Annotated in this window: 11 protein-coding genes; 4 read left to right on the top strand and 7 right to left on the bottom strand. The window is 42.3% G+C overall.

Annotated features, from left to right (window positions below):
* Positions 1 to 34: 34 nt before the first annotated feature.
* The 3 genes from KHS38_RS20310 to KHS38_RS20300 form a co-directional block, all read right to left on the bottom strand.
* A complete protein-coding gene (locus KHS38_RS20310; protein WP_213490432.1) occupies positions 35 to 1111 on the bottom strand; it encodes a PAAR domain-containing protein in 1077 nt (358 codons plus the stop codon).
* A gap of 3 nt (positions 1112 to 1114) precedes the next feature.
* Positions 1115 to 2989 (bottom strand): type VI secretion system Vgr family protein, encoded by a 1875-nt coding sequence (locus KHS38_RS20305; protein WP_213490430.1) that lies wholly within the window; start codon positions 2987 to 2989, stop codon positions 1115 to 1117.
* 354 nt (positions 2990 to 3343) lie between these two features.
* Positions 3344 to 4024: a recombinase family protein gene (locus tag KHS38_RS20300; protein ID WP_213490428.1), complete on the bottom strand. Its 681-nt coding sequence runs from the start codon at positions 4022 to 4024 to the stop codon at positions 3344 to 3346.
* Positions 4025 to 4602: 578 nt separating this feature from the next.
* Between KHS38_RS20300 and KHS38_RS20295 the strand changes: the two genes are divergently transcribed.
* The gene (locus KHS38_RS20295; protein ID WP_213490426.1) at positions 4603 to 5646 is read left to right on the top strand and encodes a replication initiation protein; all 1044 of its coding nucleotides are present in this window, start codon (positions 4603 to 4605) and stop codon (positions 5644 to 5646) included.
* Between the two features lie 1308 nt (positions 5647 to 6954).
* Here the strand turns inward: KHS38_RS20295 and KHS38_RS20290 are convergent.
* Positions 6955 to 7380, bottom strand: a complete 426-nt coding sequence (locus tag KHS38_RS20290) for a DUF3592 domain-containing protein (protein WP_213490424.1) — start codon at positions 7378 to 7380, stop codon at positions 6955 to 6957.
* Positions 7381 to 7478: 98 nt separating this feature from the next.
* Here KHS38_RS20290 and KHS38_RS20285 point away from each other — a divergent pair, with 98 nt between their 5' ends.
* Both KHS38_RS20285 and KHS38_RS20280 read left to right on the top strand, forming a co-directional pair.
* A complete protein-coding gene (locus KHS38_RS20285; protein WP_213490422.1) occupies positions 7479 to 10271 on the top strand; it encodes an outer membrane beta-barrel family protein in 2793 nt (930 codons plus the stop codon).
* Between the two features lie 5 nt (positions 10272 to 10276).
* A complete protein-coding gene (locus KHS38_RS20280) occupies positions 10277 to 11044 on the top strand; it encodes a GLPGLI family protein (protein ID WP_213490419.1) in 768 nt (255 codons plus the stop codon).
* Between the two features lie 57 nt (positions 11045 to 11101).
* On the opposite strand, the gene KHS38_RS20275 is transcribed toward KHS38_RS20280, so the two are convergent.
* Positions 11102 to 13426, bottom strand: a complete 2325-nt coding sequence (locus KHS38_RS20275) for a TonB-dependent receptor (protein WP_213490418.1) — start codon at positions 13424 to 13426, stop codon at positions 11102 to 11104.
* A 225-nt stretch (positions 13427 to 13651) separates the two neighbouring features.
* On the opposite strand from KHS38_RS20275, the gene KHS38_RS20270 reads away from it, so the two are divergent.
* Positions 13652 to 14755: a hypothetical protein gene (locus tag KHS38_RS20270; protein ID WP_213490416.1), complete on the top strand. Its 1104-nt coding sequence runs from the start codon at positions 13652 to 13654 to the stop codon at positions 14753 to 14755.
* Positions 14756 to 14885: 130 nt separating this feature from the next.
* Here KHS38_RS20270 and KHS38_RS20265 read toward each other — a convergent pair whose 3' ends face one another.
* Positions 14886 to 15029, bottom strand: a complete 144-nt coding sequence (locus KHS38_RS20265) for a hypothetical protein (RefSeq protein WP_213490414.1) — start codon at positions 15027 to 15029, stop codon at positions 14886 to 14888.
* 381 nt (positions 15030 to 15410) lie between these two features.
* Positions 15411 to 16556 carry a DUF3800 domain-containing protein gene (locus KHS38_RS20260; RefSeq protein WP_213490412.1) on the bottom strand — a complete coding sequence of 382 codons (1146 nt, stop codon included), beginning with the start codon at positions 16554 to 16556 and terminating at the stop codon, positions 15411 to 15413.
* Positions 16557 to 16604: the final 48 nt, after the last annotated feature.

The following is a 16604-nucleotide window of genomic DNA, read 5'->3' as shown; positions in this document are numbered from 1 at the left end:
AAATTAGCCAGCATAAAATTTTCATAGATATTAATTAGCCAATTAAAACGGTTTGGCATCCGGTTAAAATAGTTCCAGGTTTAGTGGCCGGCCTAAAATAATGATATAGATCTACCAACGGTTTAAAGTTCACGGTTAAATCCAAGTCTATTTTTAAACCGAATACAACGTGTGCACCAAGCTTGGCTTTTACGTTTGCGGCATAATCATCAGTGTCTACCCAACCACCTAATCCTAAATCCCATCCTCCTGAACCGGCATCACCGCTAACACCTAAGCTTAGTTTAGTTTTCTTGTCATTCTTTTCAACTGAACCACTGGTTTTAACCACATCAGACGATGCTTTCACTGAACCTTTTACAGCCGCAAAGTTTTCTGTCGATTGTAAATTGAAACCATACTTATTATCGGCTCCACCTGTGTAAAGCTCGGCTGTAGCTTCATGTTCGGCAGTGAAAGCTTGTCCTTCTGCTTTTGCAGCTATATATTTCATCTTTTCGGTGCCGATGTACCCTTCGGCTTCACCAGAATAAACAGAGCCTTTAGCGGTGGTTTCAAACCCATACTGGCCATTGCTGCCATACATAGCGGCCGCGCCTTCGCCCTTTAATACAGACATCCCTGCACTGCCGCCAATACCGCCGTTGCCTTTCCCAAAAAGTTCTTTTTCACCTTTAGCTTTAAAATCCATTAAGCCAAAGCCAGCGGCAGCCTGGTCATAGTCACCGTTTTTGGTTTTGTCTTTCAGGCCGTATTCAACATATAATGCTTTAACCGTAAGGTTGTCGGGGTATTGTGTTTTTACGGTGCCGTCTTTATTTGTGTTTTTTGCCGCCGTTAATACCGTCATTTTGTCTTCAGCACCCTTTGGAGGAGTGGCCGGAGGGGTACCACAACTGGTTTTATCGCCCATTCGCGCGGCCGGTTTACCATTAATCAGCACCGTTTTCGACCCCTCAACAATAGAAGCTTCTCCATGAGAAGAGCACTTTAACGGATCGCCAACTCTTGCTGCGGGTTTGCCGCCAATCATCACATTTTCGCTACCCTTGGTAATAGGACCCGTATGTGCTCCCTTATCAATTAATGCCCGTGCTGCCGGTTTGCCCATAGCTTAAGAATTTATTTTAACCGTTGTAGCTGATATATCTGTTAATTGGCCGCCAGAAACCTTAACCGATTTCCCTGAGCTTATACTATGTGATTCCGTACCGTTGGCCGTAAGTGCCTTTGATTTTTCATTCAGCGTATCTTCGCCCTCTATAGTAATGGCTTTGCCCTTAATATCAATAGTTTGCGTGGCTCCTGCTTGTTGTTCTGCAGTAGCGCCTTGGCCCGCAATATTACCCATTGTGATTTTGGGCGATTGTATATCTATACTTTCGCTGCCATTGATAGATATATTTTTACCGGTGATAGATATGGAACCGTTTTTTTCAAGCGTTATAGTGCTGTCGCCGGTGTGTATAACAATTTTGCTGCCTGCCTGGGCGGTTAGTGACGCCGGTCCGTTTTTAATGTTCACAAAGTTGGCGGCATTGGTGCCCAAAGTTAAATGATGACCCCGATCGTCAAATATCAGGGCGCTACCCCGTCGGGAAGTCATGCCTTTAATATTGCTGTTCACAAAGCTGCTGCTATCTACGCTATTGCTGTGGTATACACTACCAAAAACCATCGGGCGGGCAACATTTCCTTCCTCAAAGCCCACAATTACCTGGTCACCTTTTTCTGGAACTACCAAAAAGCCACGGTTTTTGCCCGTATCGCCATGCCCGGCATTGGGGCTCACCACCCTAAGCCATTCGGTAGGATCGTTACTGGTGCACTGCCACTTGAACTGCACTTTGATGCGGCCCTGTCCCTTGGGGTCGTCATTGTCTACCACCGTTGCCAGCTGCATGTCTGCAAACGGCTTCTGCGCTTCCTTAACGCTGATCTTTTCACTGTCCGCCGATACGCCTTCAAACGTGTTCTGGTAATGGCCCACGCCATCCAGCTGGTGATACACCGAGGTCACCAGAAACTTGCCAAAGTCCTGCACCTGGAAACCGTTCTCGGCCCGCATACTGGTGCTGATGTGCACCACCTTGCCCAAACCCACCTCCGGGTTATCGCCGTTGCCCATGATGCTCAGTAGCTCGGATACCAGGGCGCTGTGCTCATCGTTCACAAACGTATCGATCTCTTTCTGGGAGTTGATGCGCACGTTCAACGGCCCGTTGTAGCGCTTGCTGAACACCTGGTTGGAGGCATCCACCACGTGCGCCAGGTCAGGCGAAGAGGCGGCTGCTGCCGCAGGCTGTGCACTGAACAATTGATCCTGCGGTGAGTGATAGGCAAACTTCTGGTATTTGAGCGGCGCAATCTGCATGCCGTACTGCAAACTGTGCAGATCACGGCCGTATACCAGGCTTACTTCTTCCAGCTTATCGGGCTTGCCGAAGTTGAGCCGGGTGCCATCGTAGTAAAACCATTCATGGTACTCGGCCGAAAGGCGGTTGATAAACTCGAAGTCGCTTTCGCGGTACTGGATGATATAATCGATGGGTGAGGTGTAAGCGGGTTTAACCTGGAAGTTCAGATCATTCTGCGGAGCATCGGCGGTGGCCTGCTGCAGGATGGTTTTCAGGTCTTTATTGAGGTAAGAGCCCAGGTCAGGCCCGCGGTCCAAAAGGATAGAGGGGCTGAAGCCGCTGATCAGGATATCACCCTGAAAGCCGTGGCTCTGGGAGATCTCCACGCGGGTGATCTTGCCGGTGAACTGGTTTTCTTTACCCAGCAGGGTGCCGAACTGTACGGTGATGTTTTTACCGATAAAGGCTTTGGACCTTTCGAGCGTAATGTGGTTGGTGCCCTCGATCTGGTCATGGTTCAGCCGCAGTTCGAAGGTGTGGTGCTCGTTGAAGCGCTGGTTGAGCGTAAAGCTCGAAAAGTGGGCTATGGGCGTACCTTCTATATTGATATCTACTCGGATCTTCTCTTCCATACAGGTTTAGTTGTGTCAAGCCTGGGCTGCTTTGTGCAACCCTATTTAAATGTATTTACAATTGTATGCTTAGATATTCACCTATAACAAATAAGTGAAAATAGTGTTCTGATTTTTTCTTCCGGATTAATTGTAATCTGGTAAGGCATTACTTTCAGCTTATAGTATAGCGGCTACTAAAACCGCTTAACGCAGAACAAGGTAGTGCTTTATACACCATACTTCTAATATTACATGGGTGTTGCATTATCAGTATATTTAAGTGGCGAGGCGGCCAATGGTTAAAACGGATTAACCTATAATTTATTACCTTTTTACAATGATGATAATTAGTGTTTAAAAAACATAAATATCTTAAGGACCTGTAGAAGGAGAAAAGTTTTTAAAGATGCGCTGTACCTGTACCACACGAAATTGCTTACCCTGACTGGTGTGAAAGCCAAACGCATTAAGCTGACTGGCAATTGAAGTCCAGGTATGGCCAGCTGCACGCAAATTGTTAATCATAGCCGATGCCCTGCGGTTATGGTCATTGGTTAAAGCTTTACGCCGCATCGTGTCTGCACCTTTGCGCCCTGCGGCAAGGGTTAAGTTTTCAGGTTTGCCTAAAGTGAAACCTTGTTCCTTTTTTGCAGCTAACGCTTTTTTAGTTCTTTCGCTGATTAATTCGCGCTCATACTGAGCAAGGGTTGCAAAAATACCTATGGTAAGTGTATTAGCTTCCGGCATATCTGCGCAAACAAAGTTTACGCCACTGTCGCGCAGTGCAAATATAAAGGCTGCGTTTCTGGCCAAGCGATCCAACTTGGCAATAACGAGTGTTGCTTTATGCTTATGGGCATAAGCCAGCGCTTCCTTTAATACTTGTCTGTTATTGTTCTTCCCGCTTTCTATTTCAATAAATTCTTTGAGCACCTGTTGGTCTACTCTAAGAAACCTGTTGACAGAGCTACGTTGCGCCTCCAGTCCCAATCCCGACTTCCCCTGACCGGCTGTACTTACCCGGTAATAGGCAATCAACTGCTGTTTTGTCATACACAAATATAATAATTACAAAGCTGAAACGGACGTTCAAGCTTTGTAAAACGCTGATTGCGATCTTGACACCCATGTTATGCGGCTTGCCTGTTTTCATTCATAAAGCATTTATAATTATGGAGTCAGTATTTTTAGATCATTTTTGTGAAAAGCGTAATTTGAGAATGCAATATTTGAATCGTCTATAAGCTGTCTGATCAGGAAGCCTTTTAAACCCGGTTATTACTTTTTTTTATAACCCATTAATAATTGTAATTTGGATACACAAAACTGGTCATGCATATTTGAAGCGCAGACGTCCTCGTCTGCAATTGTGATAAGGTTTAGGTTGAAACCTTCCGGCAGCGAGTGTTGGAAGGTTTTTTTATTTTTCGGGAATTACAAAATACTTATAAGCTAAACAATAAAAAGTACTTTGAAATACATTATCAGGTGAGCAGGGTAGGGGAAACCAACAGTGCTTATTCGGGTGTTTACAATTGAAAAATATAAAAAATCTCTATCTTTAAAATTCTGAACGATGTTATAAGACAGCCAAGCTATAAAGCAGTTGTCTGTGGGAGATATTTACGGGTATGGAAAAAAAGAAAGTTGTAAAAAAAACAGCGAAAAAGCAGAAACTGGTCATGTTACCGGAAGTAAGGAACTATGTAATTCAGCCAAACCGGATTACTAACGCGATATACAACTATACTTTATTCCAGGAGCGTATTTTTACGGCTATCATGTATTATCTTCAGGAACCCATCAACATGTCGATGAAAAACCTGAACTATCAGCAGCTGGATCTTTTCACCAGCAGCGATAAAGTACGGATCAATATTCCATTAAAAGATATCAGCAGGCCAGAGCAATATAAGGATGTAAAAAAAGCCATTAAAGAAATGGCCTCTATTGTACTGGAGCTGCCTTACACTACAAAGGAAAAAAAGGAGCGGATTCGGGTAACCAACCTCTTCAGCGCCGATATTCCGGCACATGCCGATTATTCTTCTTTCGTATCTATTGATATGGAGAAAGTAGTTGCCCATAAACTGATTGAAATAGACAAAGACTTTTCGTCTAAACCGATCAATTACACCCGGTATATCTACGAAATTGCACAGAATGCCGAAACGAAATATACGTCGAGATTATACAAAATCATATCATCCTGGAAAAAGCGTGGCGGATTTATCATTTCTCTGGATCAGCTAAAAGAAAACCTGGGGATCATAAATAAATACCCATCCTACAGCGATTTTAAACGGCGGGTTTTATTGCCGGCGCAAGCAGAGCTTTACGAAAAAGCCGACTGCTGGTTCAACTGTAAGGCTAAAGATTTCGAAATCCGCGACGGAAAGGCGGTTACGCATCTTAATTTTAAAGTGATCACGCCCGAATTTGCACAGGAAGACACGAAGAAGACAGATTATATCAAAAATATTCTGCGCGATCATTACAACTTCAGTGATGTGGATTTAAACGAAATCCGGCCTATATTAAATAGTGAGGATATCAGCAGGCAAGATATTATCAATAAGATCATGCAAATTTCGGAGTATTTGTCTACTCATCACGAAATAGTACATAAGAAAGAATACGTAATTAAGAGTATCAAGAACGAGTTCGCTCAATAAGCTTGCAACCTCTCGATTAGTAAAAGCTAAGATTATGTCGGGGATGTATATCTTAAAAGCGCATTATTAAAGCTAAGAATTTGTCAGAGATGCCAATTCACTATAAGTAATTAGCAAATGTTAAATCACGTCTTTAAAGTTTTCTCTCTTATAAGCAGGCATAAAGCTAAGTATTTGTCGGGGATAGGAATTTCAAGTTCATTATTTTGGACGATTGGCATAGCCTTGGCGCTTCCTCGCTAAGAAATACATCTCTCATTGCACCAATCGAGACCTTCGCCTGTAAAAGATCTTAAGAATTTGTCGGGGATTGCACAATGTAATCTGCTGCGTGAGGCTTTTATCAGTGGATTGCACATTGGGCAAACGTGTTTGAGTCCTACCACCGCTTAAAATAAGCACAAATGAAGCCTGAAGACCTCTAGTCCTCTGGGTAAATGGCAACAACCATCTCAATTCCTAAGAAAATGTCGGGGAAAAATGCTTGTGGCTAAGATTCTGTCGGGACAAAGGTTAAGAATTTGTCCATTTATAGTTAAGATTCTGTCGGGAAAAAGTTAAGAAACTGTCGTAAGAAACCTGCACATCTTGCTGTATATCTGTATGTTACACCACCCTACAAATTACAATGAATAAAAACAAATATATTCAAATAAAGAATTTTATACTGATATAACCTTGTTTCAGGTAAAAATAATGACAAGATGGCATAATTTGAAATGGAAATTGAAACAAATCAGAATTAATCAATAATGAAAGGGGTGCCGTCCGCGGAAAGCTAAGATTATGTCGGGGCAGTGAAAATCCGTTGTACAGTCAAATTCTAAGTATTTGTCTGAGATGAATATTATTATACTGATTACAAGCGATTTATATGAAATATCTGTCGTGACTATCCAGCTCAACGTCTGAGTGAACTTATTGGGCATCTCATATGTTAATAATTTGTCGGGGATAGCTTAAACAAGCAGCGGTATAGTTTTGTATCAAGCTCCGGCTATAGGATACAGCATATAGGTGTTTATATTCATATTTATTATCCCCGACAAAATCTTATAAATTGAACCCTATATGTAAAAAAGCAGGTTAATAAGTAGCATATAGATTTACCATTACTTAACATAAGATATATTATAATGTAAACTTTTATACTATTTTGCCAAATATAACTATGGATTACTATTACCTAATATAGTACAAGGACTACGGGTATTATAATCTTGGTTACCTATTATTTCTGTTTAGCAAGCCAATAAATAAATTAGCGAGCATCCTTAAAGAAAAAATAGTACTTGACATCATTTTTAATCATCTTGATGACCTTATAAAGAAAATAGCTCCCAGCACCGTTATATCTAAACCGATACCAATCCCCAAAAAGAAACCGTAAGCATCGCTATCTAAATAAAAGTCCTGTTCGGGATTAATCGGGTCGTAATAAATAATCGTCTTTTCTCCCAAGTGTGCGCCAGACGTCTTACCCTGTACTTCGTAAATTTGACCATTTCTTCCTTTGAACTGATAAACACCCCAAACACTTTTATCTTTAAATGAATTATAAGTCCTGCTTTTAGGGTTGTTAATGGTTACCGTGGTACGAACTACCGATGCGATTGCCTTTTCACCAGTCTTCCGAAGGTGATTATCTCTACTATTAGAGTTAATACTGAGAACAATTACAGCTAAACCAGCAATTATCGCAAGGAAGGAAAAAATTCTATCTGATTTATCCATATTTCAAATGGTTAATGAATAGCCAAATTGTTAAAAAATGTAAAAAGTAATTGTAAAGTTTCAAAAAGAGCTATATTGGGTCACCAACCGACCCTTACATGAAATACATCATTCTGCTGTTGTGTGTTTTCTTACCCGCTACTTTACTTGCGCAAAGCCGCTATGGAGTTTCGGGCATGATCAAAGATTCCACAACCAATCAAACTCTTGAAAATGCAACTATAGCAGTATTAACTGCAAAGGATTCCATTTTGCAAAGTTTTACGAGAGCCAAAGCCGACGGTAGCTTTAATATGAATGCCTTAAAACGCGGAAAATATATTCTGTTGGTTAGCTATCCTGACTATGCCGATTATGCCGAAAACTTTGAACTAGACTCGGTAAAAAGCAGCAAAGCATTTGGCCGCATCAATATGATCCTTAAATCGAAGCTACTGCAGGAGGTGATTGTTAAAGCAGAAAAAGCTGCCATTAAAATTAAGGGTGATACCACCGAGTTTAACGCCAGTAGTTTTAAAATACAACCTAATGCTAAAGTAGAAGATTTGCTGAAGCAATTACCAGGTATACAAGTTGATAAGGATGGCAAAATTACAGCGCAGGGCCAGGCGGTAAATAAAGTACTGGTTGACGGCGAAGAATTTTTTGGCGACGACCCTACCCTGGTTACCAAAAACCTGCGGGCCGATATGGTAGACAAAGTGCAACTGTATGACAAGAAAAGCGATCAGGCCGCTTTTACAGGCATCGATGACGATAAAAAGGCCAAGACAATCAATATCAAACTAAAAGACGACAAGAAACAGGGCTACTTTGGCAAGGTTGACGGCGGGATAGGTACAGATAAGTATTATCAAACCCAAGCCATGTTCAACGCCTTTAAAGCCAAGCAAAAGCTTTCGGTTTATGGTACATTGGCCAATACCGGCAAAACGGGATTAGGCTGGCAAGATAGTCAGAAATATGGTTCATCATCCGGTAACGTGGAAATGATGGATGGTGGCGGCGTCGCCTTTTATTTTGGTGGTGGTGGCGACGAGCTGGAGTCGTTTGACGGGCGTTACAACGGCGAAGGTATCCCAACTGCAAAAACTGCCGGCGTACATTATGATACCAAGTGGAATAAAGACAAAGAATCCCTGAACACTAATTATAAAATAGGAGATATAAGTATAACCGGTGTAAAGAACGTCCTTTCGCAGAATAACTTGCCAACCGGTACCATTAACAGCAACAACAATCAATCTTTTGACAAGAGCATGTTCAGGCAAAAGCTTGACGCTACTTATCAACTGAAGATAGATACTTCATCCAACTTGAAGGTAATTGTGGATGCAACCACCCGAAGCGGTAAGGTGACCGATAGCTATGATGCAACGAGCGTTCGCGGAAATGACGTATTGTTAAACGAAAGTACCCGGGATATTACGAACAATACCGATGGTAAAGTTTTCCATGCTAATGTGTTCTGGAACAGAAAGTTCAAGAAAAAGAGCCGCACCATATCTTTTACTGCCGATGAAGCTTACAACGAAAACAATGCCCGTGGATTTTTAAATTCAAAAATTAACTTTTATGATAGTACGGGCAGGTTTGATAGAAGGCAGGTTATTGATCAGTTAAAAACAGAGAAGGTGAAAAGCAATGTATTAAAAACAAATCTTGCTTACACAGAACCGCTGGCTAAAAACTTTACGGTTGTAGTTAACTACGGATTTTCAGTAAACAACAGCACCTCAGACCGCCGGTCATATAATGCCTCAGGAAATGGTTATACCGCTTTAGACAGCTTATTGAGTAATAACTATGAGTTCAATCAATTATACAACGAGGGCGGTGCAATTTTTAATTATAAGGGCAAAAAAGGAACTTTAAACTTTGGAACGCGGGCCGCCACTGTGAACTATAAGCAAATTGATGAATTTACTGACAAAGCATTTAAAAGAAGCTTTGTTAACTGGAATCCGCAGGCCTCTTACAACTATAAATTTGCAGCACAAACCAACTTGCGGGTGGCTTATCAGGGTAATACCATGCAGCCAACCATCAATCAGCTGCAGCCGGTATTTAACAACACCGATCCGCTTAATATCACCATTGGTAATCCGAATCTAAAACCATCGTTCAGAAACGAATTCAATTTGAATTACAATTCATATAGAGTGCTTACCGAGCAATATGTAGGTCTCTATGGCTCTTATAGCTTTACCTCCAACCCTATCGTTAGTAATGCCACGGTCGATTCTGCCGGCCGAAGCACTTACCAGTCTGTAAATTTCAATAAGAACGCTACTAACTTTTATTTTGGTATGTATAGCGGCCGTAAGGTTAAATCGTTGGGTAGCATTAATATAGGGCTCAATCTGTCAGCAAACGGAAACACCGCCTACAACCTGATTAATAATGCCATCAACTACACCAAGTCTTACAATTACAGCGGATCACTTAACGTATCAAAGTATAAAGAGAAAAAGTACGATTTGGAACTGTCTGCAGGGCCTAACTATACAGTAAGTGAATCTTCGCTTCAAAAGCTGAACAACAACGGTTATGGCTTTAATAGCAGTGGCGGCTTTAATATCTATTTACCATTAAAATTCCAGATTGGAAGTGATGGAGATTACCAGTACCGGGCAAAAACCGAATCCTTTAACCAAAGCTTTGAGCGCTTTACCTGGAACGCCCGTATCAGCAAAACATTTACCAAGCAGGATCAGCTAAAAATATCGCTTGCAGGCTATGATCTTTTAAACCAAAACAAAGGTTTTGACAGAAGCGCATACGGAAATACGCTGACCCAAACTACCTATACCAACATCAGAAGATATTTTATGCTATCGCTCACCTGGGATTTTAGCAAAATGGGCGGCAGCACACAAGCTAAAAAATAAGCATTATGAAAAATATTATAGCAATACTGGCCATAATTCTCTTTACCAATTACACCGTGCTGGCGCAAGCAAAACGCTTTACGCCCAGTGGCACCATCGAGTTCGAGAAAACAGTAAACATGTATGCGCTCATCAAAAAGATGATTGATAAGAATAACGAAAGCTTTTATACGCCATTGTATGAAGAATATAAGAAGCAAAAGCCGCAGTTCAAAAAGCTCAAAAGCACGTTAACCTTCAGCAATAACCAAACGTTGTATGTTCCTGTTGAAGAAACTGAAGGCGACCAGTGGTTTGCAAGCCCGATGGTAACCCAAAATAATACCACCTATACTAATCTGGCCGGCGGTATAAGCACCACACAGAAAACAGTTTTTGAACAATCTTTTCTGGTAAAGGATAGCGTGAGGCATATCAATTGGAAAATTACGGATGAGCGGCGGGATATTGCCGGTTACTCCTGCCGCCGGGCTAATGCATTGGTTATGGATTCTATTTATGTGGTAGCTTTTTATACGGATGAAATACCCGCATCCGGAGGGCCAGAATCGTTCACCGGTTTACCGGGCATGATATTGGGCGTTGCGCTACCACATGAAAATATTACTTGGTTTGCTACCAAGGTTACCGACCAGCCCATACAACCCAATGTTATTAAACCGCCGGTAAAAGGAAAGCCAATGGATAATAAAAAGCTTATTGAAACCATAAAATCGGCCATGACAGACTGGGGGAACTATGGCAAAACCGCTTTAAAGGCTTTAACGCTTTAGCTTAATTCAGTTAAATATAAACTTTGTAAAAGCTGCCCTCATCAAAACGCGATATAGTTATATCCGGGCTCTGATACCGAGTAATATATTGCGCCCGGGCAATGGAGCAAGATACTTTAGGAAGGAGTTTTGAGGGCGGGCATCTACATTCAGCAGGTTATTGCCACTCAAATAATACTCGAGCGCAAGGCCTTTGACGGTGCTATTATAGGAAACTCTTGCACCAAGCATGTTATATGCCGGCATTGGCGGCTCGGGATTTATGTTTTTACCGAGATAACGCTGTTTCAGATAACGGTCAAACCAAACATGAAGTTCCGCTTTCTTAACACTTACGGCGGATGAAAAGCCATATCTGCTGGTTGGCATGTTGGGCATGTAATCACCCTCTGCCCACTGCCTCAATTTGTCATCCGATGTATTGATGTTTTTAACCAAGTCAAAGTAGGATCCTAATTCCCAGGTACCAATCTTTTCTAATCTGAGTTTATACGCCAGCTCCGCCTCCCATCCGGTAATTTTAGTATCTGATTGCCGCCACTCCTTTACCAAAAAGCCCCCGGAACGGGCTATACCTGTATGAGCAAGGTATAGGTAATTTTGAAATGTAGTAAGGTAACGGCTTACTGCCATGTGTATTCCCTCGTAATTCAATCCTACTCCCAAGTCAACAGTTTTGGCTGTTTCCTTTTTCAGCCGGTCGTCGCCGTTCTCTTCCAGCATAATAGCAAAGTGATTGTTGCCCGAATACAGTTCATTAACATCCGGCGCCCTCTCTGCATGAATGTACGACGCTTTAAGATACCCTGCCTTGAATATACTCCATTGTATATCCGTATTGAAATGATTCAACTGGAAATCTCTGGGCGATAGCTTCCCGCCGGCAAGTCCCCTGCTGGGCTTGTAAGTGGCATCAGGCATTGCCCTGCGCTCTACGGCATCATGGCGGTAGCCTACGTTTACTGACACGGGATTGAGATTGAATTGCTGTAAAGTAAACAGGCCATACTCACGGCTTGTATTGTTCGGCAAATATCTTTGCTCACCGCTTCCGCGCATTTTCATGGATGAAAAATCAAAACCACTTATACCTTTCAAAAAACTTAAAGCCTGCTGTTCAATTTCTGCTCGGGCAACCTGCCGGTTAGTATGAAAGTTATTGGCTTCATAATCCCCAATCAGCTCACTATCGTCAGATAACTGCATCATGTAATTTAATTTCACCGATGAGATTCCTTTGATATGTGGATGGATACCGCTTTCGAACAGCAAGCTATTTGAGCCTAATCGGGTATTAATTGGCAGATACACCATATCGCCTGCAATAACATGCGTATAGCCATCATCATGGGTGTGTGTATGGCCGGGCAATTGTCGCAATGCAAAACCGGGTATGCCATAGTAGCCATAAGATTTGCGATAGCCCACGCCAGCATAAAAGTTTTTGCCGATGTAGCTGGTACCGATATTTAAAGCATGGCTATCTGAGTGACTGTTAGGCATAATGCCCTTTTTTACAGGAGCATAATCATAAATTCCTTTCACAATGGTTGTAGAAAAAGGCGTATTCGGGTCTTGCCCGGCTATGTACTTGTCATTTTTAGGGTTAGGCACAACCTGGCCTCCTATTACCGAATTTTCCTGAAAGGTATATAAATCTGCTTCGCTAAGTCCCCACGCCGGGTTGTTCAGGTTTTCGAGCACAAACTGGCTGATGTAGGGATATAGGGTTAAGTTACGGGTGGTTTCTGTCTCCACATTAACCTGCGCCATAGTTTGCGTCAGGTTGTCTATTTTCGGATCGTAAGCGATAGGTGCCTTGGTATTGCCCGGAATTTTCAAATCTTTGTTTGAGCGATTCATTGCGCCTAAATGCCATACCCAGTTTTTGCCGAGGTCACCATTCAGGTCAAAGGCCTGCTTAAACCCATTGTTAGTTGCACCCTCGGCAGTTGCAAAGCCAGCTACTCTTTTGTCAATCTGAGCCTTGGGGATGGTGTTATCTTTCATGTTAATGGCCCCGCCAATGGCCTTACCACCAAACAGAATGCTGGCGCTCCCTTTATACACGTCCATCCCAAGCAGGTTATCCATATCTGTGATGACATTTAAATTCGGGCTGATGCCGGATAGATCGTTTACGGATAAGCCGTCAGATAGCACCTTCACACGGTTTCCGCTTAGGCTCCTGATAACCGGCGTTCCGGAATTAGGACCGAAATAGGAGTTTTGAATACCTGGAATGTGGCTTAACGTTTCACCCAAAGTACCCGACTGCAAAAGCTCCAACTGTTTGCGTGAAACTTTGATGGCGTTGATTTCGCCTGTACTACTGCCTGGTTTACCGGATACCGTTACTTCGCGCAGAATAGTATTTTTCATGGTATTCCGGGCTTTGCTGTTTTGAGCAAAGGTGCAAAAGTTAAATAATAATAAGGCGGTAGTGAAAGCGCAAAAGGCGCGGTTAAGTAATGACATTTTATAAAAAAGTTTTAGGCATGAATGCCCTGCGCTTCGGCGCGGTGCAAAGATAAATGCTAAAACAACAAATGCAACTATATTGCATTTAATAAAATTTTGTTCTACTTTCGGCCAAAATTTACATTCATGGGAATTAAAAACTACACAAAACTATTGGCCGTTGCCGCTGCATTATTGTTCAGCATCTCATCGTGCAAAAAGGAGGAAGAAAAACAGGCAACCAGGCAAGTTGCTGTTAACCTGCCTTCTACCCTTGCATTAATTTATGGGGAAGAAACTGATATAGCCTTACCAGAAGATTTGCTAAAGCAATCACATATTAACTTCAGGCTGGAGTTCAATGAAACAGACAACACGCAGATCAACAATAGTAGCAAACTTCACGACAAGCTTGCCAAAGCAATTACTATTGACAGGAACCAGGGAAAAATACATGTAGACAGCCGCTTGCTATATCCAAATGGTGCTGTTTCAGCCGTAACAGGCAGCAAAATACCAGACAACTATAAGGTAACTGTTATTGCAAGCTCATCGCAAGAGGCGCTGGAAGGGAAACAAACCCTGGCAATCAAGATAGCGCCGGCCAGGCTTAACATCAAGGGCGTGGATAATAAAAATGAAGTACCTTTTGCCTATGTGCTATATAGCAATGCGGATGCATCTTTTGAGCTGGAAGCGCCGTCTGTACCTTTAGATGGTACGGCCTGGCACCTGGGTACCGAAGGAAATCTCGGATCGGTGGTTTCGCTAAAGGGCAATCAGATACAGTTCAGTGCAAGCGCCGGCGACCCGAAAAAGAAAGCGGAGCAAGCATACGATTTGGTACCTGCGTTGCAAAAAGATGGTTTCAGCATAGCGTTAAGATCTTTCCGCGTTGTATTCATTCCGCAGATCAAGTTTTTTTATGGTACTTACTACTCTGATCTTGATCTTACTTTGCTGTTTAACCAAATTCACATTGCTTTGTCAAACGGGTATATATCTGCGGCCCCTACCCTTTACCCCGAAAATTATAAATCCACATTCAGCCTTACCTCCATTGAAAAGGATGGCGTGGCCTTCGATAATAAAGACGGGTTATTTGAATTAAACACCAAAACCGGTGCTATTACGGTAAAGCAGAATTCAGTACTTCAGGCAGGCAGGTATAAATTCATAGTTAAAGCGCTTACCACTACCGGGCTCGAATTTTCAACAGATCTGACGCTGATCATGTCTAAGGATGAATAGATTATGATCGTGATGATGTGGTAAGCAAAGTAGAACAGCTTATAACTCTTTACACTAAATCTGGATAAATAAAAAAGCGCTTCTTATATAAGAAGCGCTTTTGTTTCATAGGTTAGATGGTATATGTAGATCAGGCCGCCTGTTTAGTTGCGGCAGACTGGGTATTTGCGTTGTTTTTTGACGCTTTGAATCGCTCTATGTCCTGCATTAAAAGCGCTTTCAGTTCAAGGTCCAGTGACTTAAGAATAACGGTTGTTGTAGTAGATGCGTTCATAGTGTTATGTTTGATGTAATGATTATTACCAACACTGTGCCAAAGAGAAGAACATTTAAACACTATTTATGCAAAGTGTTCATTTACTGCGTAATAATTATATTACGCATAGCTTAAGATAGTCTTTCTACCGTTCGGTTCAATACCAGCCAATCCTTTTTTAGGTTTACAATGCATTTATTTTTGACCGGTTCTGTACACCTCTCAGGGCTTATAAGTACACATTAAGCAATGCCTTGTATAAATAACGATACTAATCTTACTTTCAACTAATTGAGGTTTAGAAGTGTAGACCGCAGGGCATCTGTACAAGGCTGCTTATGCTGGGCAACTGAACAATCCGGCCAGATTAGTGAACACCCCAAAGTGCATAGCATCTTGTTAGGCCAAAAGCTCTTTTAAACCTCTGAACTCGTCTTTGTTTAAGATGTCCACTTCGTTCAGCGTGGCCAGCTTTATTTTATCGCGAAATACCTGGATGCGGTGCAGCATAGGCATAATTACGCTGTTACCATGGCTTACAAACTTGTACAAATCCTGCAACGAGGCCGGCAGCTTATAGCCTTTGTGTTCACCGGCACTGCTGCTCACAATCAGTACACCGGCATCCCTTATCTTACCAATTACTTTGGTTCGGAAATTATGCTCGCTTAAAATCTCTTCCCTGCCAACCTGCAGGTGCTGGATGAGCTGCCGCGTAGTGATATAGCGTGTGGTACCATAGGTATTGAAGTATAACAGCATAAGCTTCACGCAATTAACCTGATCGGCATCATCCTGCGTTAATACCTTTTTGTTATCAATGAAGTACAGGGCGCTGTTCACGCCTATCTGTGCAATATCTTCATCAAAGCCTTCTTCCTGCTGGTCTGTTGCCTGTAATAAATGCTGATGATCGTAAGGGAAGAAGTTGAGGCTGGTGATTTTAGGTTCCAGTACTTTCAGAAACTGTTCACTTTCCGGACTGATACGCGTTTCATCAAAGCAGCGACCCAAAGTGCCGGCCACAAAGTCGGCCAGCTGAATCATTACACTATCGGCACTGCCTGCAAACTGGAATTCGCTGCCCGAGAAAAGGTTAGGCTGGTGGTAACGCTGTACATAACGTTTAAACTGGCGCATAAAGTCATTGTCGCCATGCTCATCTACTACCAGATCCAACTCGGGGAAAGTTTTAAATAATTCCTTGTAAACGAGCCCATTCAAAAATTTATAGAAAGAAGGTTTGTGCTTAAAGCCCTCTCCAACCAGTTTGCGTTTGTTAACCACAACGGCATAAATAGAAAAGTCGGCCTGTACAAGTTCCTGCAGTATTTTGAGTCGGCGGTTATGCTGATCGCCCACCTTGCGCGACTTGATTTCGCCGGTTTGAAAGTGCCGTTTACGGATATCTTCAATATAGCGCTCTGTTTCTGCTAACTTTTCTTTTTTCAGAATAACACTGGCTACAATAAAATGCGTGCCCTGTGTTCCAAACTCAAATGAGTTATTACCATACTCGTCTGCAAACGCAATAATGTTTTTCATAATATGATGAACAATTATTCCGGACATTTTATCCGGCCTTAGCCTACT

The organism is Mucilaginibacter sp. Bleaf8 (genome assembly GCF_018390515.1).
GTDB lineage: Bacteria > Bacteroidota > Bacteroidia > Sphingobacteriales > Sphingobacteriaceae > Mucilaginibacter.
The sequence above is the reverse complement of the archived record's forward strand: the minus strand, read 5'-3'. Positions and strand labels throughout refer to the sequence as shown.